22 protein-coding genes, 1 tRNA gene and 1 pseudogene are annotated in these 25,359 nt (G+C 30.9%); 15 read left to right on the top strand and 9 right to left on the bottom strand.

Translation table 11 applies throughout. From position 1 onward, the window contains the following. Window positions 1-18 precede the first annotated feature (18 nt). The 5 genes from rplJ (at window position 19) to MC378_RS00800 (ending at window position 9,666) form a co-directional block, all read left to right on the top strand. Complete coding sequence (rplJ, locus tag MC378_RS00780; RefSeq protein WP_242176804.1) at window positions 19-537, top strand: 50S ribosomal protein L10; 519 nt, start codon at window positions 19-21, stop codon at window positions 535-537. Window positions 538-587: 50 nt separating this feature from the next. After that, a complete protein-coding gene (rplL, locus tag MC378_RS00785; RefSeq protein WP_242176805.1) occupies window positions 588-962 on the top strand; it encodes a 50S ribosomal protein L7/L12 in 375 nt (124 codons plus the stop codon). Between the two features lie 146 nt (window positions 963-1,108). Then, window positions 1,109-4,918 carry a DNA-directed RNA polymerase subunit beta gene (gene rpoB / locus MC378_RS00790; RefSeq protein WP_274704085.1) on the top strand — a complete coding sequence of 1,270 codons (3,810 nt, stop codon included), beginning with the start codon at window positions 1,109-1,111 and terminating at the stop codon, window positions 4,916-4,918. A 106-nt stretch (window positions 4,919-5,024) separates the two neighbouring features. After that, window positions 5,025-9,299 (top strand): DNA-directed RNA polymerase subunit beta', encoded by a 4,275-nt coding sequence (rpoC, locus tag MC378_RS00795; RefSeq protein ID WP_242176806.1) that lies wholly within the window; start codon window positions 5,025-5,027, stop codon window positions 9,297-9,299. A 55-nt stretch (window positions 9,300-9,354) separates the two neighbouring features. Continuing rightward, complete coding sequence (locus MC378_RS00800; RefSeq protein ID WP_242176807.1) at window positions 9,355-9,666, top strand: DUF3467 domain-containing protein; 312 nt, start codon at window positions 9,355-9,357, stop codon at window positions 9,664-9,666. 38 nt (window positions 9,667-9,704) lie between these two features. Here MC378_RS00800 and aroC read toward each other — a convergent pair whose 3' ends face one another. Further along, on the bottom strand, window positions 9,705-10,769 hold the full coding sequence (aroC, locus tag MC378_RS00805; protein ID WP_242176808.1) for a chorismate synthase: 1,065 nt from the start codon (window positions 10,767-10,769) through the stop codon (window positions 9,705-9,707). Window positions 10,770-11,012: 243 nt separating this feature from the next. Between aroC and MC378_RS00810 the strand changes: the two genes are divergently transcribed. Both MC378_RS00810 and MC378_RS15425 read left to right on the top strand, forming a co-directional pair. Beyond that, window positions 11,013-11,097: transfer RNA gene (locus MC378_RS00810), tRNA-Ser, on the top strand. Between the two features lie 362 nt (window positions 11,098-11,459). Beyond that, window positions 11,460-11,639 carry an Arm DNA-binding domain-containing protein gene (locus MC378_RS15425; RefSeq protein WP_420850997.1) on the top strand — a complete coding sequence of 60 codons (180 nt, stop codon included), beginning with the start codon at window positions 11,460-11,462 and terminating at the stop codon, window positions 11,637-11,639. Here the strand turns inward: MC378_RS15425 and MC378_RS00815 are convergent. After that, window positions 11,634-12,401, bottom strand: a pseudogene (locus MC378_RS00815) (IS110 family RNA-guided transposase); the annotation flags it as partial. The gene MC378_RS15425 and the pseudogene MC378_RS00815 overlap by 6 nt on opposite strands. A 390-nt stretch (window positions 12,402-12,791) precedes the next feature. Here MC378_RS00815 and MC378_RS00820 point away from each other — a divergent pair. The 8 genes from MC378_RS00820 to MC378_RS00855 all read left to right on the top strand — a co-directional run bounded on the left by MC378_RS00820 (window position 12,792) and on the right by MC378_RS00855 (window position 21,103). Next, entirely contained in the window at window positions 12,792-13,670 is an 879-nt protein-coding gene (locus tag MC378_RS00820) for a hypothetical protein (RefSeq protein ID WP_242176809.1), read from the top strand. A gap of 137 nt (window positions 13,671-13,807) precedes the next feature. After that, entirely contained in the window at window positions 13,808-14,818 is a 1,011-nt protein-coding gene (locus tag MC378_RS00825) for a hypothetical protein (RefSeq protein ID WP_242176810.1), read from the top strand. A 446-nt stretch (window positions 14,819-15,264) separates the two neighbouring features. Further along, window positions 15,265-15,453 (top strand): hypothetical protein, encoded by a 189-nt coding sequence (locus MC378_RS00830; RefSeq protein ID WP_242176811.1) that lies wholly within the window; start codon window positions 15,265-15,267, stop codon window positions 15,451-15,453. A 6-nt stretch (window positions 15,454-15,459) separates the two neighbouring features. Then, window positions 15,460-15,924, top strand: coding sequence for a PQLLE family protein (locus MC378_RS15500; protein ID WP_476742342.1), 465 nt, complete (start codon window positions 15,460-15,462; stop codon window positions 15,922-15,924). A gap of 446 nt (window positions 15,925-16,370) precedes the next feature. Next, window positions 16,371-17,864 carry a serine hydrolase domain-containing protein gene (locus MC378_RS00840; RefSeq protein ID WP_242176813.1) on the top strand — a complete coding sequence of 498 codons (1,494 nt, stop codon included), beginning with the start codon at window positions 16,371-16,373 and terminating at the stop codon, window positions 17,862-17,864. A 67-nt stretch (window positions 17,865-17,931) separates the two neighbouring features. Then, window positions 17,932-19,131: an alpha/beta hydrolase-fold protein gene (locus MC378_RS00845; RefSeq protein ID WP_242176814.1), complete on the top strand. Its 1,200-nt coding sequence runs from the start codon at window positions 17,932-17,934 to the stop codon at window positions 19,129-19,131. Window positions 19,132-19,221: 90 nt separating this feature from the next. After that, window positions 19,222-20,106 carry a LysR family transcriptional regulator gene (locus tag MC378_RS00850; protein WP_242176815.1) on the top strand — a complete coding sequence of 295 codons (885 nt, stop codon included), beginning with the start codon at window positions 19,222-19,224 and terminating at the stop codon, window positions 20,104-20,106. Between the two features lie 76 nt (window positions 20,107-20,182). Then, on the top strand, window positions 20,183-21,103 hold the full coding sequence (locus MC378_RS00855) for a YeiH family protein (protein WP_242176816.1): 921 nt from the start codon (window positions 20,183-20,185) through the stop codon (window positions 21,101-21,103). Window positions 21,104-21,155: 52 nt separating this feature from the next. Here the strand turns inward: MC378_RS00855 and MC378_RS00860 are convergent, their stop codons facing one another. The 7 genes from MC378_RS00860 to MC378_RS00890 all read right to left on the bottom strand — a co-directional run bounded on the left by MC378_RS00860 (window position 21,156) and on the right by MC378_RS00890 (window position 25,286). Further along, window positions 21,156-21,956: an alpha/beta hydrolase gene (locus MC378_RS00860; protein WP_242176817.1), complete on the bottom strand. Its 801-nt coding sequence runs from the start codon at window positions 21,954-21,956 to the stop codon at window positions 21,156-21,158. 163 nt (window positions 21,957-22,119) lie between these two features. Next, window positions 22,120-22,830, bottom strand: a complete 711-nt coding sequence (locus MC378_RS00865) for an aromatic aminobenezylarsenical efflux permease ArsG family transporter (protein ID WP_242176818.1) — start codon at window positions 22,828-22,830, stop codon at window positions 22,120-22,122. Beyond that, window positions 22,831-23,271 (bottom strand): nitrophenyl compound nitroreductase subunit ArsF family protein, encoded by a 441-nt coding sequence (locus MC378_RS00870; RefSeq protein ID WP_242176819.1) that lies wholly within the window; start codon window positions 23,269-23,271, stop codon window positions 22,831-22,833. 34 nt (window positions 23,272-23,305) lie between these two features. Then, on the bottom strand, window positions 23,306-24,280 hold the full coding sequence (locus MC378_RS00875; protein ID WP_242176820.1) for a permease: 975 nt from the start codon (window positions 24,278-24,280) through the stop codon (window positions 23,306-23,308). After that, window positions 24,273-24,680 (bottom strand): OsmC family protein, encoded by a 408-nt coding sequence (locus MC378_RS00880; protein WP_242176821.1) that lies wholly within the window; start codon window positions 24,678-24,680, stop codon window positions 24,273-24,275. The genes MC378_RS00875 and MC378_RS00880 overlap by 8 nt, the downstream gene beginning before the upstream one ends. Window positions 24,681-24,690: 10 nt before the next feature. Continuing rightward, window positions 24,691-24,927 carry a thioredoxin family protein gene (locus MC378_RS00885; RefSeq protein WP_242176822.1) on the bottom strand — a complete coding sequence of 79 codons (237 nt, stop codon included), beginning with the start codon at window positions 24,925-24,927 and terminating at the stop codon, window positions 24,691-24,693. 53 nt (window positions 24,928-24,980) lie between these two features. Next, window positions 24,981-25,286, bottom strand: a complete 306-nt coding sequence (locus MC378_RS00890) for an ArsR/SmtB family transcription factor (RefSeq protein WP_242176823.1) — start codon at window positions 25,284-25,286, stop codon at window positions 24,981-24,983. Between the last annotated feature and the right edge of the window lie 73 nt (window positions 25,287-25,359).

Genomic DNA, 25,359 nt, shown 5'->3' on the forward strand with positions numbered 1-25,359 from the left:
ACGTTAAAACTTATAATTATGACTAGAGAAGACAAATCACAAGTAATACAAGATTTAACAGCAGTATTAGCAGACACAAACACCATCTATTTAGCAGATATTTCTGGATTAGATGCACAAACTACCTCTAATTTACGTAGAGCTTGTTTTAAAGCAGGTGTTCAGTTATCAGTTGTAAAGAATACATTACTTGCAAAAGCAATGGAAGCTTCAGATAAAGATTTTGGAGACTTACCATCAGTATTAAAAGGAAATACTTCAATGATGATTTCTGAAGCAGCAAATGCTCCAGCAAAATTAATCAAAGAATTCAGAAAGAAAACTAAAGATAGACCTTTATTAAAAGGTGCATTTGCAGAAGAATCTGTATACATTGGTGATGATCAATTAGACGCTCTTGTAGATATTAAATCTAGAGAAGAACTTATTGGTGATATCATTGGATTATTACAATCACCAGCTAAAAATGTTATTTCAGCATTACAGTCAGGTGGTCAAACACTTTCAGGTATTATCAAAACATTATCTGAAAAATAATTACGCGCACAAATAAACTATAATAAACAAAATTTTTAAAAACAATTAAAATGGCAGATTTAAAAGATTTCGCAGAGCAATTAGTTAACTTAACAGTAAAAGAAGTTAATGAATTAGCTACTATTTTAAAAGATGAGTATGGTATTGAGCCAGCAGCAGCAGCAGTTGCAGTAGCAGGACCAGCAGCAGGTGGTGAAGCAGCAGCAGATGAGCAAACTGAATTTGACGTAATTTTAACAGCAGCAGGTGGTTCTAAACTTGCAGTAGTAAAATTAGTTAAAGAATTAACAGGTTTAGGATTAAAAGAAGCTAAAGGTATCGTAGATAGCGCTCCTGCAGCAGTAAAAGAAGGTGTAACTAAAGATGAGGCTGAAGGTCTTAAAAAATCTTTAGAAGAAGCTGGAGCTGAAGTAGAGCTTAAGTAAGCTTTTACTCCCGATTTCGTGTTATTCGAAACGGGAAAACAAATTTAGGTTTAGGTACTAAGAACATTGTTTTTAGACCTAAACCATTTTGTGTATATATTCGTTCTTTATTTTAATTCAGATTTTAATCAAAAAAATATTCTCTTTTGGCAACGAAAAACACTACTGAAAGAATCAACTTCGCATCTTCTCAAATGATTAAGGAATATCCAGACTTTTTGGATATTCAGGTAAAATCTTTCCAAGATTTTTTCCAACTTCAAACTAAGGCAGAAGAAAGAGGTGAAGAAGGTTTGTACAAAACCTTCATGGATAACTTTCCAATTACAGATACAAGAAATCAATTCGTTTTAGAATTTTTAGACTACTTTGTAGATCCTCCGAGATATTCCATTCAAGAATGTATAGAAAGAGGTCTTACACATAGTGTGCCTTTAAAAGCACGTCTAAAACTATACTGTACTGATCCGGAACACGAAGATTTCGAAACTATTGTTCAAGATGTATATCTTGGTACAATCCCTTATATGACAAACTCTGGTACCTTTGTAATCAATGGTGCAGAGCGTGTGGTAGTTTCTCAATTACACAGATCACCTGGTGTATTCTTTGGGCAATCTTTCCACGCAAATGGTACAAAATTATACTCAGCAAGAGTTATTCCTTTTAAAGGATCTTGGATTGAGTTTGCTACCGATATCAATCAAGTTATGTATGCTTATATTGATAGAAAGAAAAAATTACCAGTAACAACGTTGTTCAGAGCCATCGGTTTTGAAAGAGATAAAGATATTTTAGAGATATTTGACCTTGCAGAAGAAGTTAAAGTTTCTAAAGCTGGATTAAAAAAAGTATTGGGTCGCAAATTAGCTGCTAGAGTTTTAAAAACTTGGCATGAAGATTTTGTGGATGAAGATACTGGAGAAGTTGTATCTATCGAAAGAAATGAAATCATTTTTGATCGTGATACAATTTTAGAAAAAGAACATATTGATGAAATAATAGATGCAGGTGCTAAAACCGTTTTACTTCATAAAGAAGATAACGATATGGCAGACTATGCTATTATTCATAATACTTTACAGAAAGATCCTACCAATTCTGAAAAAGAAGCAGTAGAGCATATTTATAGACAACTTCGTAATGCAGAACCGCCAGATGAGGAAACTGCAAGAGGAATTATAGATAAGTTATTCTTTTCTGAACAAAGATATAATTTAGGTGAAGTTGGACGTTTTAGAATGAACACTAAACTTCAGTTAAATGAACCTATTGATCAAAAAGTATTAACCAAATTAGATATTATTACGATTATTAAATATTTAATCGAATTAATCAACTCTAAAGCAGAAGTTGATGATATTGATCACTTATCTAATAGACGTGTAAGAACTGTTGGTGAACAATTAGCAGGTCAATTTGGTGTTGGTTTAGCTCGTATGGCTAGAACCATTCGTGAACGTATGAATGTACGTGACAATGAAGTGTTTACTCCTATTGATTTGATTAATGCTAAAACATTATCATCGGTAATTAACTCATTCTTTGGAACCAACCAATTATCTCAGTTTATGGATCAAACCAATCCATTAGCAGAGATTACGCACAAGCGTAGATTATCTGCCCTTGGACCTGGTGGTTTATCAAGAGAAAGAGCTGGTTTTGAGGTACGTGATGTTCACTATACACATTATGGTCGTTTATGTCCAATTGAAACTCCAGAGGGACCAAATATTGGTTTAATTTCTTCACTTTCTGTTTTTGCAAAAGTGAATAATTTAGGATTTATTGAGACTCCATATAGAAAAGTGGATAACGGTATTGTTGCACCTGAAGAACCAATTTATTTAAGTGCTGAAGAAGAAGAAGGTATGAAAATTGCCCAATCTAATTTAGAATTAAAAGAAGATGGGACTATTGTTTTAGATAGAGTTATTGCACGTGAAGAAGGAGATTTCCCTGTTGTTAATCCAGATCAGATTAATTATATGGATGTTGCCCCAAATCAAATTGCTTCTATCTCAGCATCTTTAATTCCGTTCTTAGAACATGATGATGCCAATAGAGCACTGATGGGATCTAACATGATGCGTCAAGCAGTTCCATTATTAAGACCAGAATCACCTATTGTTGGTACAGGTTTAGAGCGTAGAGTTGCAAAAGATTCTCGTATCTTAATCAATGCAGAAGGAGCAGGAGTTGTTACTTATGTAGATGCTAATAAAATTACAATTAAGTACGACAGAACTGAAGAAGAAAAACTTGTAAGTTTTGAATCTGATGAAGTTTCTTACAACTTAATTAAATTTAGAAAAACCAATCAAGGAACAAATATCAACCTAAAACCAATTGTAGAAAGAGGTGATAGAGTTGAAGAAGGACAAGTTCTTTGTGAAGGTTATGCAACACAAAAAGGAGAATTAGCTTTAGGAAGAAATATGAAAGTAGCCTTTATGCCTTGGAAAGGGTATAACTTTGAGGATGCGATTGTAATTTCTGAAAAAGTTGTTCGTGAAGATATATTTACATCTATTCATATTGATGAGTATTCTTTAGACGTAAGAGATACAAAATTAGGAACTGAAGAGTTAACTAATGACATCCCTAACGTTTCTGAAGAAGCTACCAAAGATTTAGATGAAAATGGAATGATTAGAATTGGAGCAGAAGTAAATCCTGGTGATATCTTAATTGGTAAAATTACACCAAAAGGAGAATCTGATCCAACTCCAGAAGAAAAATTATTACGTGCAATTTTTGGTGACAAAGCAGGTGATGTAAAAGATGCATCATTAAAAGCTTCTCCATCATTAAGAGGTGTAGTAATTGATAAGAAATTATTCAAGAGAGCTGTAAAAGATAAGAACAAAAGATTAAGAGATAAAGAAGCAGTAGCTACTTTAGAATCATCTTTTGTTTCTAAATTCGAAGGATTAAAAGACGAATTAATTGAAAAATTATTCACTTTAATTAGCGGAAAAACATCTCAAGGAGTCTTTAATGATTTAGGTGAAGAAGTTTTACCAAAAGGTAAAAAATACACACTTAAAATGTTAAACTCTGTTGATGATTATGTACACTTAACAGGTTCTTGGACAACAGATAAAGAATTAAATGATTTAGTAGGTGAATTAGTTCACAACTACAAAATTAAAGTAAATGATTTACAAGGTTCTTTACGTCGTCAAAAGTTTACTATTTCTGTAGGAGATGAATTACCAGCAGGTATTTTAAAACTAGCTAAGGTTTATATTGCTAAAAAACGTAAACTAAAGGTAGGAGATAAAATGGCGGGTCGTCACGGTAATAAAGGTATTGTTGCTCGTATTGTTAGAGCAGAAGACATGCCTTTCTTAGAAGACGGAACTCCAGTAGATATCGTTTTAAATCCTTTAGGTGTACCATCTCGTATGAATATTGGTCAAATCTATGAAACTGTTCTTGGTTGGGCAGGTCAAAAATTAGATAAAAAATATGCAACACCAATTTTTGATGGAGCATCTTTAGATCAAATTAATGAATATACAGATGAAGCGGGCGTACCAAGATTTGGTCATACATATTTATATGATGGAGGAACTGGAAAACGTTTCGATCAACCAGCAACGGTAGGTGTTATTTATATGATTAAATTAGGACACATGATTGAAGATAAAATGCATGCGCGTTCTATCGGTCCTTATTCATTAATTACACAACAACCATTAGGAGGTAAAGCTCAATTTGGTGGTCAACGTTTTGGAGAGATGGAAGTATGGGCACTTGAAGCATATGGTGCATCAAGTATCTTAAGAGAAATCTTAACTGTAAAATCAGATGATGTAATGGGTAGAGCTAAAACTTACGAAGCAATCGTAAAAGGTGAAACTATGCCAGAACCAGGTTTACCAGAATCTTTTAACGTATTAATGCACGAACTGAAAGGTTTAGGTTTAGACGTTAGATTAGAAGAATAACAGAAATTGATATCAGAAGTAAGTTTTTAAAGCTTACTTCTGATAATCATTTATTTATAAGTCTCAATTGAGGCCATTTTTACAATTTTAATTCGAATCCATTACCATGGCAAGAAAACAAGAGAAGTACACTGTAAAAAAGTTTAATAAAATCTCAATTGGTTTATCATCACCAGAAGCTATTTTAGAAATTTCTAAAGGTGAAGTTTTAAAACCAGAAACAATAAATTATCGTACACACAAACCAGAAAGAGATGGTTTATTTTGTGAGCGTATATTCGGTCCTGTAAAGGATTATGAATGTGCTTGTGGAAAGTACAAAAGAATTCGCTACAAAGGAATCGTTTGTGATCGATGTGGTGTAGAAGTAACAGAAAAAAAAGTACGTAGAGATAGAGTTGGTCACATTAATTTAGTGGTACCAGTTGCTCATATATGGTACTTTAGATCATTACCTAACAAAATGGGATACCTTTTAGGTTTGCCATCTAAAAAGTTAGATATGATTATTTACTACGAACGTTACGTAGTAATTCAACCAGGTATTGCTAAAAATGTAGAAGGAGAACCATTACAAAAAATGGATTTCTTAACAGAAGAAGAATACTTAGATATTGTTGATGAATTACCACAAGAAAATCAATATTTAGATGATGAAGACCCAAATAAGTTTATCGCTAAAATGGGAGCTGAGTGTTTAATTGATTTATTAGCTCGTATTGATTTAGAATCTTTATCTTTTGAATTAAGACACAAAGCAAATACAGAAACATCTAAGCAACGTAAAACAGAAGCGTTAAAACGTTTAAATGTTGTTGAAGCATTTAGAGATTCTCAAAAGAATAGAGAGAATAATCCAGAATGGATGATTATGAAGGCGATACCTGTAATTCCACCAGAATTACGTCCTTTAGTTCCATTAGATGGAGGTCGTTTTGCTACTTCAGATTTAAATGATTTATATAGAAGAGTTATTATTAGAAACAATCGTTTAAAAAGATTGGTTGAAATAAAAGCTCCTGAAGTTATTTTACGTAATGAAAAACGTATGTTACAAGAATCTGTAGATTCATTATTTGATAACACACGTAAATCATCTGCTGTAAAAACAGAATCTAACAGACCTTTAAAATCTTTATCAGATTCATTAAAAGGTAAACAAGGACGTTTCCGTCAAAATTTATTAGGAAAACGTGTTGATTATTCTGCACGTTCTGTAATTGTTGTTGGACCAGAATTAAGACTTTCAGAATGTGGTATCCCTAAAGATATGGCAGCTGAACTTTACAAACCTTTTGTAATTAGAAAATTAATTGAAAGAGGAATTGTAAAAACAGTAAAATCTGCAAAGAAAATAATAGATAGAAAAGAACCAGTTGTTTGGGATATTTTAGAAAACGTAATTAAAGGACACCCTATTTTATTAAACAGGGCTCCTACTTTACACAGACTAGGTATACAAGCATTTCAACCAAAATTAATTGAAGGTAAAGCAATACAATTACACCCATTAGTGTGTACAGCCTTTAATGCCGATTTTGATGGGGATCAAATGGCGGTTCACTTACCATTAGGACCAGAAGCTATTTTAGAAGCACAAATATTAATGTTAGCTTCTCACAATATCTTAAACCCTGCAAATGGTGCTCCAGTAACGGTACCTTCTCAGGATATGGTACTTGGTTTATACTATATGACTAAAGAAAGAATCTCTACTCCAGAAGTGAAAATTAAAGGAGAAGGATTAACTTTTTATTCACCAGAAGAAGTAACTATTGCTTTTAACGAAGAAATGGTAGACTTAAATGCTTCTATTAACGTTAGAACGCAAGATTTAGATGAAAATGGAGAACAAGTAACTAAAATTATAAAAACTACTGTTGGTAGAGTTTTATTTAATGAAGTTGTTCCTCCTGCTGCTGGTTATATTAATGAGGTATTAACTAAGAAAAATTTACGTGGAATTATCGGTGCTATTTTAAAAGCAACAGATATTCCTACAACAGGAGATTTCTTAGATCAGATAAAAAATATGGGATATAAATTTGCCTTTCAAGGTGGTTTATCATTCTCATTAGGGGATATTATTATTCCTAAAGAAAAACAATCTATGATTGATGCAGCTAATAAAGAAGTTGATGCAATTGTAGGTAATTATAACATGGGTATGTTAACGCAAAAAGAGCGTTACAATCAGGTAATTGATATTTGGGGTAGAACCAATAATGATTTAACTGAATTATCTATGAAACGTTTACGTGAAGATCAACAAGGTTTCAACTCGGTATACATGATGCTTGATTCTGGTGCAAGGGGTTCTAAAGAACAAATTCGTCAGTTAACAGGTATGCGTGGATTAATGGCGAAACCTAAAAAATCTACAGCTGGTGGTGGAGAAATTATTGAGAATCCAATTCTTTCTAACTTTAAGGAAGGTTTATCTATTCTTGAATACTTTATTTCTACTCACGGTGCGCGTAAAGGATTGGCAGATACCGCTTTAAAAACGGCAGATGCGGGTTACTTAACACGTAGATTAGTAGATGTTTCTCAAGATGTTATTATTAATGAAGAAGATTGTGGTACATTAAGAGGATTAGAAGTAGCACCTTTAAAGAAAAATGATGAGATTGTAGAATCTTTATCAGATAGAATTGAAGGACGTATTTCTTTACAAGATGTATATCATCCTTTAACAGAAGAACTATTATTAGAAGCAAATCAACCAATCACATCACAATTAGCTGATAAAGTTGAAGCTTCTGGAATTGACTCTGTTGAAGTAAGATCTGCTTTAACTTGTGAATCTGCAAGAGGTATTTGTGCAAAATGTTACGGACAAAGTTTATCAACTCGTAATAAAGTACAAATTGGTGAAGCTGTTGGTGTAATTGCTGCACAATCAATTGGAGAACCAGGTACGCAGTTAACATTACGTACTTTCCACGTTGGTGGGGTTGCAGGTAATATTTCTGAAGAGAATAAATTAACTGCTAAGTTTGAAGGTAAAGTTGCTATAGAAGACTTACGTACTGTTGTTGGAAAAGACAATGATGGTAAAGATGTAGAAATCGTTATTTCTAGAACAGCAGAAATTAAAATTATAGATAAGAAAACAGGAATTACATTAAGTACTAATATTATTCCTTACGGTTCTTATATTTTCGATAAAGAAAGAAAATCAATCAAAAAAGGAGATGTTATCTGTCAATGGGATCCATTTAACGGAGTAATTGTTTCTGAATTTGGAGGAAAAGTGAAGTTTGACAATTTAGAACAAGGGATGAACTTCTCTGTTGAAATTGATGAGCAAACTGGTTTTCAAGAAAAAGTAATTACAGATTCTAAAAATAAGAAAATCATTGCTTCTTTAATTATTGAAGATAATGATGGAAATGCTTTACGTTCTTATAGTTTACCAGTTGGAGCACATCTAATGGTAAGTGATGGTGATAAAGTTGAATCTGGACATACTTTAGTGAAAATACCTAGAAAATCTGGTAAAGCAGGTGATATTACTGGAGGTTTACCACGTGTAACAGAATTGTTTGAAGCACGTAACCCTTCTAATCCATCTGTAGTTTCAGAAATTGATGGTGTGGTTTCTTTCGGAAAAATTAAAAGAGGAAATAGAGAAATTATTGTTGAATCTAAAACAGGAGATATTAGTAAGTATTTAGTAAAACTTTCTAATCAGATTTTAGTTCAGGAAAATGACTTTATTAAAGCAGGTATGCCATTATCAGATGGAGCAACAACTCCTTCTGATATTTTAAGAATTAAAGGACCTTCTGCAGTACAAATGTATCTTGTTAATGAAATACAAGAAGTATATCGTTTACAAGGTGTAAAAATTAATGACAAACATTTCGAAGTTGTAGTTCGTCAAATGATGCGTAAAGTTAAGATTATTGATTCTGGAGATACTTTATTCTTAGAGAATCAACTAATTCATAAAATTGACTTTATCAAAGAAAATGATGCAATTTATGGAATGAAAGTTGTTGAAGATGCTGGAGATTCTGAAAACTTAAAAGCAGGTCAAATTATTTCTGCACGTCAATTAAGAGATGAAAATTCTTTATTAAGAAGAAATGATCAAAACTTAGTTACTGCAAGAGATGCAAAACCAGCTACAGCTGAACAAGTTTTACAAGGTATTACAAGAGCATCACTTCAAACAAAATCGTTTATTTCTGCAGCTTCTTTCCAAGAAACTACAAAAGTATTAAACGAGGCTGCTGTAAGTGGTAAAATTGATACCTTAGAAGGATTAAAAGAAAATGTAATTGTTGGTAAGAAAATACCAGCTGGTACAGGTATGAGAGCTTATGATCATATTATAGTTGGTCCTAAAGACGAAATAGAACAAAGTTTTTAATTTATATTAAAAGCCTCTAATTTTTTAGAGGCTTTTCTTTTTAAAATATATTCTTATGGAAGAAAATCAAAACAAAGACGGACAATTAAATATTGAATTAGATCAAGAAGTTGCTGAAGGAACCTATTCTAATTTAGCAATTATTAATCATTCAATGTCAGAATTTATTGTAGATTTTATTAATATAATGCCTGGTGTTCCAAAGGCAAAAGTTAAATCTAGAATTATTTTAACTCCACAACATGCAAAAAGACTTACAAAAGCTTTAGCAGATAATGTTCGAAAATTTGAGCAACAATATGGAGAAATAAAAGATTATGAACAACCTCCAATTCCAATGAATTTTGGTCCTACAGGACAAGCATAAAAAAAAAGCGAAACTTAGAAGTTTCGCTTTTTTTATTTTTATATAGTTCTTGTTTTATTTAGTAAATAAAAATCAGCCAAAACCAAAGCAGTCATTGCTTCTACAATTGGTACGGCTCTTGGAACAACACAAGGATCGTGTCTTCCTTTCCCTGTTATTTCTGTAATCTCGTTTTCAGAATTTATAGTTTGCTGAGAACTCATTATAGTGGCAACAGGTTTAAAAGCTACTCTAAAATAAATATCCATTCCATTACTAATTCCTCCTTGAATTCCTCCAGACAAATTAGATTGAGTAGAACCATCAGCATTAAAAATATCATTGTGTTCTGAACCTTTCATTTTTGCACCACAAAAACCGCTTCCAAATTCAAAACCTTTTACAGCATTTATAGATAACATTGCACTACCTAATTGTGCATGTAATTTCTGAAAAATAGGTTCTCCTAAACCAACAGGTACATTTTGAGCAACACAAGTAATGGTTCCTCCAATTGTATCTCCAGCTTTTCTAATTTCTTGTATTCTGTTAATCATTTTCTCAGCAGAAGCTTCATCCGGACAACGAACAATATTACTTTCTGTCTTAGAAAAATCTAAATTTTGATAAGGTTTATCTATAAAAACAGCTCCAACAGATGAAGTAAAAGCATTAATGTTTATGTCAGAAATAAGTTGTTTTGCTAATGCTCCAGCAACCACCCAGTTAGCAGTTTCTCGTGCAGAACTTCTTCCACCACCTCTATAATCTCTTAAACCATATTTTTGATCATAAGTGTAATCAGCATGAGAAGGCCTATACACATTTGTATTGTGATTGTAATCTTTACTTTTTTGATTTGTATTTCTAATGATAAATCCAATAGAAGTACCCGTTGTTTTTCCTTCAAAAATTCCTGATAAAAATTCAACAGTATCTGGTTCTTTACGCTGGGTAACAATTTTAGATTGTCCAGGTTTACGTCTATTTAATTCTTCTTGAATGGCTTCAAAATCTACTTCTAATCCGGCAGGAAATCCATCGATAACTCCACCAATGGCAATTCCATGGGATTCTCCATAGGTTGTTACTTTCAATAAATTTCCAAAAGAATTAAATGACATAATATAAATATTAGAATAATGCTAGCAAATATACTAAACTGCTATACAAGAAAAGTATTTTTATGAATTTTTGAATTATACCTAAACAATATAAAATGTTTGTAGTCCTTGATTTTTAGATAGATATACAATGTATATGATGATATTCAAAAAAAATAAAAAATAATAGAGATTTTGTTTTAAAAAATAAAAAAAGCTTTCTATATTTGCAGCCGCATTCAGGGAATACCTGATGAGACTTCTGGAGAAATGGCAGAGTGGTCGAATGCGGCAGTCTTGAAAACTGTTGACTGTAACAGGTCCGGGGGTTCGAATCCCTCTTTCTCCGCTTAGAGAATCACAATTCTCAACAAAACCCTATAAACATTACGTTTATAGGGTTTTTACTTTTCCACAAAACCCATAATATTCATTAAATCGTATAAAAAAGGTGTCCAATTAGGGGACCTATACTTATTACAAAAAATAGGTCCCCGAATTTTTCGCTAGCCCTTTATTCAATAAGGATACAGAGAGTTAAACTTGTGATAAAACTAGTTCAAAAAACGTACATCTTGCGTTGAATTAGGTGTTACTTTAAATTTAATATGAATATAAAAGGTTGCCAAAATTAAAACAAAAACGTCAATTCTCTTTTATGCAAAGAGAGCAAGAATCAATGCTAAAGGGAAATTTCCAATTTACACACGCATTACTATCAATGGAAAAAGAATCGAATTTAGTATCGGTAGAAATGTCACAGCGGCTAAATGGTCCGCAGAAGCAGGAAAAATGAAAGGACAATCTGAAGAAGCTTGTTCAGTAAATAAACACCTTGATATTTTAAGAGCTAAGATTATAGACATTCAAATGGAATGTATTCATGCGTAACTTCCTATTTCCAACCTTACTTATTCGACTTCTACCTCGTACACTACTGCCAGATACTCTTATCGTTGGAGTAATTCCTACATAACTACATAATTGTGAAGCTGTTTCAAACTTCCTAAATCCATCAGTAATTACAATTAAAAACAATGCCGTTTTCAACCCTATTCCTGGAATACTAGTTAGCAATGTTAACTGTGCTTGTTGCTCTTTTTTTACTAACGAAAGTACTTTTGTTTCGATTCCTAGAATCTCTTTATCTAAATGTTTTTTAGTTCGTTTTAAAGAACGATAAACCCACTTAGAGGGAATCCCTAAAACTTCTTCTCCGTGGATTTTATTCTTAACAGCTGTGCGTTTTTTAAGATCACTATCTAATAATCTAAACAACTGTAAACACTCACTCTGAACATTGGTAAGAGCGGTATACAATGGAACTTCATTAATGCTTCCATATTCACAAATAGCCTTAGCATCACTTTTATCCGTCTTTACTTTGGCTAATTTCATTTGGATAAAACGTTTGACTGATAAAGGATTTACAACCGATACAAAAATGCTTTGCTTGTATAAAAACTGAGCTAATCTGTAATGGTAATAACCTGTTGCTTCCATAATGACTAATGAGTTTTTAGGCAGACTTTTTAAGAACCTTTTAAACCCTAATTCATCATTTTTAAATTGATCATGACCACTTGTACTTCCATAAACATCAAAAACGTCTTTACTGATGTCAATTCCAAAAGTTTCATTATATTTATTCATAAGAAATGATTTATGAAAGAATAACCTACTTTTACTCACAACAACTTGAAATCGAGATCTAGGTCTCACAGAACTGAACGTGATTTTTAGTAGAAAAGAGAGAGGATTATCAATGTTGTCGAAGTCGAAAGCTTCACCGTATATATTAACCTTAATTCTCTCTTTTATTCTTTCTGATTTATTATCAAATGTATTAAAAGACAAAATTAAGACGTATAAAAAAAATTGCTGGTAAAAGCCAATTTACGAAAGTCCTTTGGGGCTTTCTTGGTTCGTGTTTTATTTACTAAATTCACTACTTAAACAACTCAACAAAGCTTATACAACAACGTAAAATAAGAATCGATTCTTATATAAAGAGTTACCTGTAAACAAATTAAAGGACCTGAAATGAATAAGTATATTGATAACTTAAATCAAACTTCTTTTGCAGATTTAAAAACAAAACTTGAAAGATGGGAAAGACTTGTAACAGAAGGGGCTTCTGTTGATATTTTAGTTGAAGAAGTAAATGACATTACTACTAACTGTCCATTTCAATGTTTAAAAAGAAATACTGGACACTTTTATAGAGCTAGGAAAAATGAAGGTAGAAACTTTTTTAATAACATAGAAGATGTTTGGTATCCTAGGGAGGAGTTTGTTAAGGAAGTTGGTCGTGCAAATAGAAGCGGAGAGTCAAAAATGTACATTTCTCAGTTACCTAGAACAACTTTGTTTGAAATGCAATTAAAAAAGGGTGATAATGTAACTATTTCAAAAATTGGAATTAAGGCTGATTCAGAATTAAATGTTCAGTTTATAAGTTCAGCTGAAAAAAATTCGAAGGTAGTAAAAGATGAAATTCTTTTTAATATGGGTTTAAATGAAAATGGTGTCAAAAATTATCACACCATACATAAATTTCTTAGTGATGAATTTACGAAGCCTGATAAAAAATGGTATCCACTTAGTACAGCTATAACTGAAACTATAACAAGTTATGAAGAATCAGATGGGTTGTTATACCCAAGTATGCAATCGAAGAATGATCTAAACATTGTATTAAAAAAGGAATCTGCAGATGGTAAATTAGAGTTAATCAGTTCAGTTTGCTTCGAAGTTATTGCGGAGAATCTAAATGGTAGCCTTACAATAAAAGATATCGCAGCAACTTCTTTAATAGATAAAGAAACGGGGGAATTACTATGGAATGATTCTTTGAGAGTAGATAAGGTATGGAATGAATCAGAAAGATTTGGAATGAGTAAAATTAATGTCGGCAGCTAACACCATATAAAATTAATTACTAGTTCTAGCCTACTTAAAAAAAAACTCACAGACTTTCTACTCAGTATTATTCACTAAATTTATAGCTTAAACCCTTAACAAATCATACCAAAAACCGTCAGCACCAATTAATTGCCTTGAAGAAAATTATATACATTTTAATATTAACAATTATCTCAAGTTTAATTGCTTGGTTTTATGTCGAATCGAACGACGGATTTGGTAAAGGAGATATTTTACCTTTCACTTTTTATTCATTCATCTTATCATTGCTTTCCATATCAATAATTGGACTTTATCAAAAAGCATTTGAAAAAGTACATTACTTTTTCGGTTTTATACTATCAATCATTTTTTCCATTATACAAACCTTTCTTTTCATTCTAATTTTATGGCTTGTTTTTGGTCCTTGGATTGGTGCAATTAGCTTTCCTTTCCAAATATGTTGGCTAATCGGAGTTAATATTGCTAATCTATTCCTACTAACTAAATCTCAAAGTAAATTTAATACTCAACATCTTTTTATAATTTTTATCGCCATCGGATTATCGATTCTAGTTTATAAAATAACTTATAGGCTAAAAGATAATCTCGCTGAAAATCAAAATTATGATATAATTTGTCTTTCTCATTCACCTAATGAAGAAGCAAAACCGAGTATTCAAGACCTCATAAAATACGGATTATCTGAAAATGAAGCCAGAGTAATTCTCGAGCAGAACTTAACCGGAAGTTTTTGGACTGATACTTTTTTTAGAATTTCTCAATCTAAGCTAATCTCAACGGATTACCCAAATTATGATTTCGATAAATTGGAAAAAAATGGCGGAAATAAAATTGAATTTACTTTTGGCAATAAACTAAATCCAACTATTAATTTAAATCCTAATAGAATAATAATCGTTATGAATCATCCCTTAACCAAACCATTTGAGTTCAAGGAACCTTTGAATACATCTATGATAATTATTCAAGACTCTATTGGAAACGGATTTAAAGAAATTAGATTTAGCGAAAAAAAGAATTTAAAGAAAATAACAATACAAGAAACTGATTTTCGAGGTTTCCCATATTCTACCTCAATAGAACTTAATTTAAAAGAACATGGTAAATTTAATATTCACGGATTTCAATGGTTAAAAAAATAACAACTGCTAACACCCAATGTCATTCCAACAGAAAGAGGAACGAACGAAGAGGAATCCCAACTAACAACTAAAAACTCAAAACTCAAAACTAAAAACTAAAAACTCAAAACCCAAAACCCATTTGCAACCCTCCACAAGCAAAATGTAACCCCGCTTAATCAAAATGTAAGTCTGCATAATTAAAATGCAAGTCCACACAACTAAAATGTAAGTCCGCGCAACCAAAATGTAAGCTCACGCAAGCAAAATGTAAGTCCACTTAACCAAAATGTAAAGCCTCTTATTAACAAAGTAAATACACTTATCAACAAAGTAAATATTAAATAATAAAATGTTATTATTTTTAAATTGTAAGGAAACCTACGCAAGGTGTTTGCAAGCTTAATCAAACCAATTGTATCCTTACACATGAAAGAGAAATCTAATATTAACTTAAGTAAATTATCATGGGACTAAAAAACACACGTTCACAAACAGAAATTTTAGAAACTAGCAGAATTGCATTACAAAACGTAGAAACCAATCCGGTTATCAAACCCTTAATGGAAGCATTAGGCTACAACACCACAAAAATAGACGAAGGAAAAGCAATCTTAAACAATGCAAAAAACCTTTACAATCAATGCCAAGAATAAGAAGACATCAGAGCAAAAGCATACAAAGCTTTCGAAAATAAGCGTAAAGATATAGACCTTAACTATGCAAGAGATCGCAAAAAAGCTAAAGTAGTTTTTAAAACAGAACCTTTAAATTATAAAGAACTAGGCCTAAAAGGAAGCCTACCAAGAACCTATGTAAAATGGTTAGAAACAGTAAGTTTGTTTTACAATACACTCAATGCACAACCAGAACTATTAGCTAGCTTAGCAAGCCTACAAATTACAGAAACAGAGGTTACAGATATGCTTACCAATATAAATGAGCTAGAAACTTTAAGAGCAGATTATATACAAACCAAAGGAAATGTTCAAAATGCTACCAAAACCAAAGCCAAAGCCTTTAAAGATTTAGAGAAATGGATGGGTAGCTTCTATGCAGTAGCAAAAATAGCCTTAGAAGAAGAACCACAACTATTAGAATCTTTAGGGAAGTTAGTAAAAAGCTAACAACTATTTTTTTCACACCAACTATAAAACCCTGATAAAACAGGGTTTTTTTTATGCTCCAAACCTAGTTAGTCAATTACCAAAACACAAGTCAACAAACAAAACACCTTACAAACAGAACAATAGCATTGTCCTACAAAAAGCAAAAGACGCAAAACAGCATAAAGTTACTCGCTACTTTTATACAAAATCAATGCAATAAACAGAACAGCAACAAAAAAAAGTAGGCATTACAGCCATAGCGCCAAAAAAAGCTATCAGTACCTATTTAAATACAAAAGAACAGATAAATAATGCCTAATTTTTTATAAATTAGACTGCTTTAAGACGGAATATTAATTTTTAGAATAAGATGATCTTTCACTGCCAGCACTAAAAGAAGAGTACAACAAGTAAAGCGATATTGCAACAAAACACTAAGATTCCTACTTTCAAGCAAAATAAATATGAATAAATATATTTTCATCTTAATTTTTACTTTTTCACTATTTCATTGTAAAACAAATTCAAATTCCGATTTAGAAAAAACACTAAATCCAATAGAATATGCAATGGATAACAGTGCAAAAATCATTTTAGAAAATTCCGAAATCCACGCAATCTCAATAGGAGTTTTTAAAGACAATACAACATATACAAAGTATTACGGAGAAGTAGATAAAGGCAAAGGCAATAAAGCAAATAACAATTCCATTTTTGAAATAGCCTCGGTAACAAAAACATTTACAGCCTACATAACCGCACAAGCAGTTTTGGAAGGAAAATTAAGTTTAAACGATGATATTAGAAAATACTTAGACGGCTCTTATTCCAACCTACAGTTCAATAATCGTCCTATTCTTATTAAAGATATAGTAACTCATACAACAGGAATTAAAAGAGCCTCTTTTTCTAAAACCTTGGCAAAAATGTTTTCTATAGATGCTACAGAGGACGAACGAAAAGCAGTCACCAAATACAGTAAAACAGATTTCATTAAAGATCTAAAAAACTACCAACTAAAAGCAACTTCAGGAAAAGAATACAATTACTCAGGTTTTGTAGCACCAGAGCTATTGGCAATCATTTTAGAAAAAGTGTATCAAAAACCCTATTCAAAATTAATAGAAGAATATATTCTTCAAAAAGCGCAAATGAATCATACCTCATTACGTGTTGCTAATGAGAATAAACAATATCTTTTAAATGGATATACCGATAACAATCAAATTGTAAAGCCTTTACAAATGCCTTTAACAGGTGCCGGAGGCGGATTAAAATCTACAGTTCCTGATATGTTAAAGTATGTAGAGTTTCTTCTAGATGATAACAATCCTGTAGTAAAAGAAATGAAAAGACCTTTATTTTATGATGAAAAAGAAGGAGACCAATACGGCTATTTTTGGATGGTAGAAGGAGATGATTTAATGCTGCTTAATGGCGGAACAGGAGGAAATACCAATTGGTTAGTTTTATTGCCAAAAATAAATACTGGATTTACTGTTTCCTTTAATTATAATGGTGATAGCGCGGGTAATTCTATTAATACCATAGCTTCTCTTTTAATTACAGACCTTTTAAATTATCCTACTAAAAACGCCTATTATCTAGTTCGTAATGATATTCAAAATTCCCCTAATCATTGGGTAGAAAAATACCATCAATTAAAAAAAGAATACGGTACAGCATACAATTTTAAGGATGCTTCTATGTTAAATGATTTGGGCTACGAACTCTTAGAGCAAAATAAAACAAAAGAAGCAATACAAGTTTTTCAATTATTAGTTTCAGAGTTCCCTAATTCAGCAAATGCTTATGATAGTTTAGCAGAGAGCTATTTTTTAAATAAACAATACAATTATTCTTTAAGCAATTATAAAAAATCGATCAAATTAAACCCCAAAAACAACAAAGCCAAAGAGATGATTCAAAAAATAAACCAAATACATAACAACCAATAGGGTAGGGGGCTTTGTTAAAACAAAAACAACCTTTATGTCCCATTAATGATATAATTAGTCAATAAAAATGAAACTCATAAAAACAATCATCATCAGTTTGTTATTTACAAACATGGCACTTGGTCAAAAGTACTTAGGCTATTCAAACAACATCATAAAGTATAAATCCCAATACCTTAAAGATTCTATTACCTTAAACCTACACCTTCCAGAAACATTTAACTTTTCGGCTAAAGAAACAAAATATCCAATTACAATCATATTCGATAGTCAACACCAAAGCACCTATCCTCAAATCATCAACTCAATAGATTTATTAACCAATGAATCTCAAATGCCCGAAAATATAATTATTGGAGTGCCTTTTAATCGTTCTAATAGATATTATTTAACATCAAATAAAAAAGCTAAAAACGATTCCTTAGCAGGTATCCAAAGAATGGAAAAGTTTCTTTTTAAAGAGCTCATTCCTAAACTTCAAAGAGATTATAAAGCCAATCAGTTTATAACCATAATCGGGCATTCAAGAACCGCCTTTTTAGTCAATTATTTAACAACAAAACAAAGCAAAAATATAAATGTAGCCATTGCTCTAAGCGGATTTTATAGCAATCAGCCTCTTTCGGCAAACACATTTAAGGCCAGTATATCCAACCCAACCAATTTTCCGCATAAGTTTCGATACTATTTTACCGCAGGATCTACTTTAGAAGAAGAATCATATTTAAAAGAAAACTTAGAGGTATTTCAGTTTATGTCTAAAAACAAAATGCCTCAAAATTTTAACGGCTCTTTTACAGAAACTTCAAACGCAAATCATATGACCAACTACTGGGTTTCTCTACCTGCTATTCTTATGGATTGTTATGCAGATTATAATCATATTTTAAATAATTGGTTTTATAGAAAATTAAAAAAGACAAGCATTAAAAGCCCAATCATAGAATTTAAATCAGATTTAGAGAAAGCCGGACAAAATATGGGCTTTACACTAAACCCAAGTTTAACCCATCTGTTTTCATTGGCTAGCAGTTATGGCTATGAAAAAAAAGACTATCAACAAGCTATTAATTTTATAAAATTAGGACAAAAGTATTACCCTAATTGCCTAGATTTTGATTTAGAATTAATTGATTACTATAAGTTATTAAAGAATGTAAAGTTGTCCGCTTTTTATAAAAATGAATATCGAAAAAAAGTAATGTCAAGAAACGATTTAAGTAATCTTAAAAAAACAGAATTGATAAAAAAGATCAAAGATCAATAGAAATTTATGTAGATTTTCTATTCAATTCTTATTTGTTAAATAATAGGCTAAGCCCCGTTACTATTCTTATATAAATACTTACATAAATTAATGAAAACTAAATTACAGATATTTAAAATTGTTGCTAAACATTTAAGTTTTACAAAAGCTGCAGAACAATTGTATCTTTCACAACCAGCTATTTCTAAATCAATTAAAAATTTAGAACAAGAGTTTAAAACCACTTTATTTATAAGAAAGAGAAACTCTATAGAATTAACAGATGAAGGAAAAGCGTTTTTAGTTTATGTTAATAAAATATTGGCTATTTATACTCAAATGGAAGAGCAATTTCTTCACAAAAAAGACAACTTTCCAAATTTCATTAATTTTGGAGTAAGTACCACTTTATCTAATTACATCATTCCTAAAATCATTGCAAAATTTAGAGTACAGTTTCCGCAAACAAAATTTAATATCATAAGTAATAATTCTGAGAACATTGAAAATTTAATTTTAAATGAAGATATTGATTTTGGTATAACAGAAGGAAGTACTTCAAACCCCAAATTACAATTTGAGAAATTTATTAAGGATGAAATTGTCCTTGTAACAAATGTAAATAATAAAGCTTTTCAAAAAGGAAGTATCGATATTACTATGTTACAAAAAATTCCAATAGTAGCGCGTGAAAATGGCTCTGGAACAAAAGAGATTATTGATACTTTTTTATTAAAACATAAAATTTCAAAACTCAATTCGGTTGTGTTTTTTAATAGTACAGAAGCAATTAAAAATTATTTATATCATTCAGATCATTACGCACTGCTTTCCATTCATTCTATTTCTGATGATTTGATGAATAATAAACTTAAAATAATAGACATTAAAGATTTAAGTATTGAAAGATGGTTTTACTTTGTAAACAGAACAGGGTATCTTTCTAATACTTTTAACTATTTCAAAAAATTCATTCGTCAGAACTATAACTTTTAGTTATCTAATATCAATAATTAATTTGCTTTAAGCTTATTAATGTATTTTACTTTTGTATCAAATAAGACCTCATGATATGAAAGATATTAGCTCAAAAACAATTTATTTCCTCATCGTAGCAATTGCTCTTTTAGGCTTCATTAATAGTCCAACAGCATTAATTCTCGGTTTTGCTTATGCCATTATTTTCAATAATCCGTTCAAAGAGTACAGTCACAAAGCCATTCATTATTTTTTAAAAATTTCGGTTGTGGGTTTGGGTTTTGGTATGTTTATAAAAGAAACGTTAGAAACAAGTAAAGAAGGATTAACCCTCACTATTTATTCTATAATATTAACTGTAACCATAGGCTTATTGTTAACAAGACTTTTTAAAATAGATGTAAAACTAGGACATCTTATTACCTCTGGAACTGCAATTTGTGGTGGAAGTGCAATTGCTGCCATTTCACCAGTAATTAAAGCAAAAAGTAAAACCATAAGTATTGCTTTAGGAATTGTTTTTCTATTAAACTCTATTGCGTTATTTGTATTTCCTGCGGTCGGACATTTTTTACACTTAACACAAGAACAATTTGGCTTATGGTGTGCTATTGCAATACACGATACAAGTTCGGTGGTTGGAGCTGCTTTAGGTTACGGCGAAGAAGCATTACGAATTGCAACCACAGTTAAATTATCTAGAACTTTGTGGATTATCCCTTTATCTATTTTTTCAATGTTTCTTTTTAAAACAAAAGGAGAAAGAATTAAAATCCCTTATTTTATTTTCTTATTTATGCTAGCAATTATAATAAATAGCTACCATATTTTACCTGAGGCTACAACTAATTTTATTGTTCTAATGTCAAAACGATTATTATTACTAACCTTATTTTTAGTTGGTTCTACAATTTCTATAAAAGACTTAAAATCTACCGGTACAAAACCTATAATTTTGGCTCTTACACTGTGGGTATGTATTTCAATATTTTCATTAGTCTATATTTTAAACTAAATTGTGTTTGGAGATAAGAGGTGCTAAAATTTGCCAAAAAGATAATCTTGTTTTATGATTTAAAATAATCATTAAAAAAAAGAAGTTGATATTTTATAGAATTTGACCAATATTCCCAGTTATGGGCACCAGGACGTTCAATGAAGTCATGTGGAATATTTCTTTCGATTAATTTTTTATGAAGTCGCTTATTTGCATCGTAAAAGAAATCATTAATTCCGCAATCAAATATAAGTTTTAGGCTATCTTTTTCTAACAGATAAACCATGTTAATTACTGTATTTTTTTCCCATGATTCTTTGTGTTCAGAATATTTCCCTAATAGTTTAGGTAGTCCCCAATTACTTGAAAATGCTCTAAGATCCATTCCTCCGCTCATGCTTCCGGCAGCACCCCAAATGTCTTGATGTTTAAAAGCAAGATAAAAAGCTCCATGTCCGCCCATACTTAAATCGGTAATCGCTCTTCCCGATTTTTGTGCAGAGGTATTGTATTTTTTATCTATTGTGTTGATGAGTTCTTTTGAGATATAAGTTTCATAATTGATGTTTTTATCAATAGGACTATCAAAATACCAACTATTATGCCCTCCGTCAGGACATACAATTATTATTTGATATTGGTCTGCATATTCTTTAATACTTGGAACTTTTGAGATCCAATCGGTATAGCTGCCAGACGCACCATGAAGTAAATACAGTACAGGAAAACTCTTTTTTTGAGTAGAATAATTGTTAGGTAAAATAACAATATTTGAAATAGATTTATTCATGGATTTACTTACAACCTTAATGGTGTCTACAGTAGAGGCAAAAATAAAAGCTGAATTAAAAACTAAAAAAAATAGTATCAATTTTAATCTTGTAATCTTGTTTTTGAACATCTTATAATATATATAGTAATGAGGCTAAGGAACTAATTTAGTAATTAAAAAATGAATAATAGATATTGGCTAATTTTTATCAATTAAGCATATTCTTATAAGGTTCATTTTATGCTTTTTAGTAAACTTAGATTTATTCTATAATTCCTGTAAAAATAAAAACATAATACAATCCAGTTAATATAAAAACCACACCAGCAACGGTTCTCATTATCTTTTCTATTTGAGTAATTTTATTGTAAACCACACCTATTTTTCCAGCAGTAAAAGCAAGTAAATAAGTAAAAAGAATTACGGGTAAACCTGTTCCAAATGCAAATACAATTGGCAAATAAAGTCCGTCTGCAGATGCAATTGTCATTGGTATTAACATGCCAAAAAACAATGCGCCACTATAGGGGCAAAATGCCAAAGAAAAAACAACACCTATCATAAAAGATCCTAACAGACCTTTGTCTTTAAATTTATCAGATAGTTTTTCTTGAAAATTTAATTTACTTAAAAACTTAAGTTTGATAATATTTAGCATAATTAAGCCTATTAGTATCAATAAAGGGCCTAAATATTTTTCTCCGTTCTGATTAAAAAATCGGGCAAGATGAAACTTGCTTGCACCAAAGTATAATATTAAGCCAATTGCTGTATAACTAAACCCTCTTCCCAAAGAGTATAATAACCCACTCAAAAACACTTTACGTTTGCTAGAAATGTTTTTTGAAATAAAAGCAGTGGCGGTTATATTGGTAGCTAAAGGACAGGGACTAACCGCTGTCATTAGTCCGAGTATAAAGGCTGATAAAATAGGAATATTATAATTTTCTAAAAGCGATTGTAAAAAATCCATTTAGAGGGTTTTTAATTCAGCTTCAATTTTAGCCTTTAGTTCTTTAGAAAAAAGATCTTTGTTGTTTCCTTCCATAAATGCAAAATCGGTTAGATTTATTTGAGTTTCCTTTCCGTTTTTAATTACATTTAAGATAAGAGATGTACCAGAAGCCTCAAATTTTTCTGCAATTTTTTCATTTGCTTTTTCATCAACATTAATTACTTGAAATGTAACTTTATCTTCTTTTAATTCCTTTGAAAAATAGGTGTCTAATGTATATTTTGTATTGGCCTCAATGGCTTTACAAGTCATGCATCTATGTGTTGAATGAAAATCGATAACTTCAATTTTTGAAATAGAATTATCTAAATGTTTAACATTACTTTTATTTTGCTTACTGCAAGATGTTAATAAAATACCTATTGTTAAGACGGCTAAAAATTGTATTGCTTTTTTCATTGTTTTCATTTTTGATTTTATTTTGATTTATATTTTACAATAATATGTTGAATAAGTATCCTGAAAAGATAATGCAGAGTGTTACCACGCCAAAAAAGATAGCAATTAACTTTAAAGACATTACTTTTTTTAGTAAAGTAGCTTCAGGAATAGACAAACCTACTGTTGCCATCATAAAGGCAATGGCAGTACCAAGTGGTACACCTTTAGCAACAAAAACCTGAATAACAGGTACAATTCCTGCAGCATTTGCATACATAGGTACTGCAATTAGAACTGCTAATGGAACTGTCCACCATTCATCACCTCCTAAATATTGATTAAAAAAGTTTTCCGGTACATATCCGTGCATAGCAGCACCAATTGCAATTCCGATGATAACATAGAGTAATACACTCTTTACAATATCCCATGCGCCTCGTGTAATTTCGGGTAAACGTTGCTTAAATGTTCGATTCTCGTCCTCGTATTCAAGATTTTGTGTTTTATTTTTAAGAATTTTTTTTACCCAATCAGAAAGTAGTGGTTCTAATTTAAATTTACCTAGTAACCAACCACCAATGGTACCTAAAAAAACTCCTGAAACAACATAAATTAAAGTAGCTTTTACTCCAAACATACCAAGAAACATTGCCACAGCAACTTCATTTACTAAAGGAGATGTAATTAAAAAAGAAAAGGTGACTCCAAGAGGAATTCCTCCTTGTACAAAACCAATAAAAAGAGGTACAGAAGAACAAGAACAAAAAGGTGTAATTGCACCAAAAATAGAAGAAAAAAGGTATTCTAAACCGTACAGTTTTTTTCTATTCAGATAATCTTTTAATCGTTCTATAGGGAAATAGGTATTTACAATTCCCATTATAAAAACAATAAAAAATAAGAGAATAAGAATTTTAAGAGTATCAAATACAAAGAAATTTAGAGCTGTTCCCAAGTGTGTTTCTGCTCCAAATTCAAATACGGAATATATTAACCAATCTGCAAAATGTTGCAACCAATCAAACATCTTTAAGCGTTTTAATTGTTCCTAAAATACTACAAGCTAACTTTACGGTATTGTAGATTGTACCGTGTTTTTCAATGTTTTTTTTAAGTAAATTGGTATTTAATTTTTCATCATTGCTGTAAATGGTTAAATTGTAAATAATACTATCCATTCTTGGTGGCTGTTCAAGACGTGTGGCATTTACGGTAACCGTAGCTTTTGTATAATTAAATTTCATCATACCAGAAAAACGCTCTACATTTTTTAACATACAAGCTGCAAATGCACCTAAGAATAATTCTGCTGGATTTGGCAAGGATTCAGAAGTTCTTGACGTTGTTCCGAAAGCAATATTAGATTCTTTGATATGAATTTCTGCGTCTTGATTTGAAATAGAAGAAGCTTTAACTTGGTAATTCATAATGTTACAATTAATTTAAAAGAGCTAAAACTTCATCTTTAGACGGAACTCTACCTTTTATTGTAATCACATTATCTATTACTAGCGCAGGAGTTGTCATGACGTTAAACTTCATGATCTCCATAATGTCTTCAACTTTTTCAATGGTGGCATCAATCTTATTTTCAGATACAACATCTTTAATAACTGCTGTCATAGATTGGCATTTTGGACAACCTGTTCCTAGAATTTTAATGACTTTACTCATAATATTTATTTTTTGTTTATCGCAAATAGACGATATGGTTATTAAATAAAAAATCAATCAAAAAATTGTTGGAATAATGATTTAGCGATATTCCAATTTTCTTGATGAATACAGTATTTTATTTTGGGCGGTTTTAATTCACCTTGAATAAGACCAGCGTTTTTTAATTCTTTAAGATGTTGAGAAATTGTAGATTGTGCTAAAGGAAAAACTTCTACCAAATCACCCGTAAAACAACACGATTGATTTTCAAGATGTTTTAAAATGGCAATACGAGTAGGATGCCCCAAAGCTTTTGCAAACTTTGCTAAAGCTTCAGTATTTTCTTTGTATTCTATAGGTTCTAAATTTCTTTTCATATTTCTTATCGCAAATATACGATAGATATTTGAAATGATATGTGATTTTTGTTACATTTAAAATTAAAAAATA

The organism is Polaribacter marinus (genome assembly GCF_022662535.1).
GTDB lineage: Bacteria > Bacteroidota > Bacteroidia > Flavobacteriales > Flavobacteriaceae > Polaribacter > Polaribacter marinus.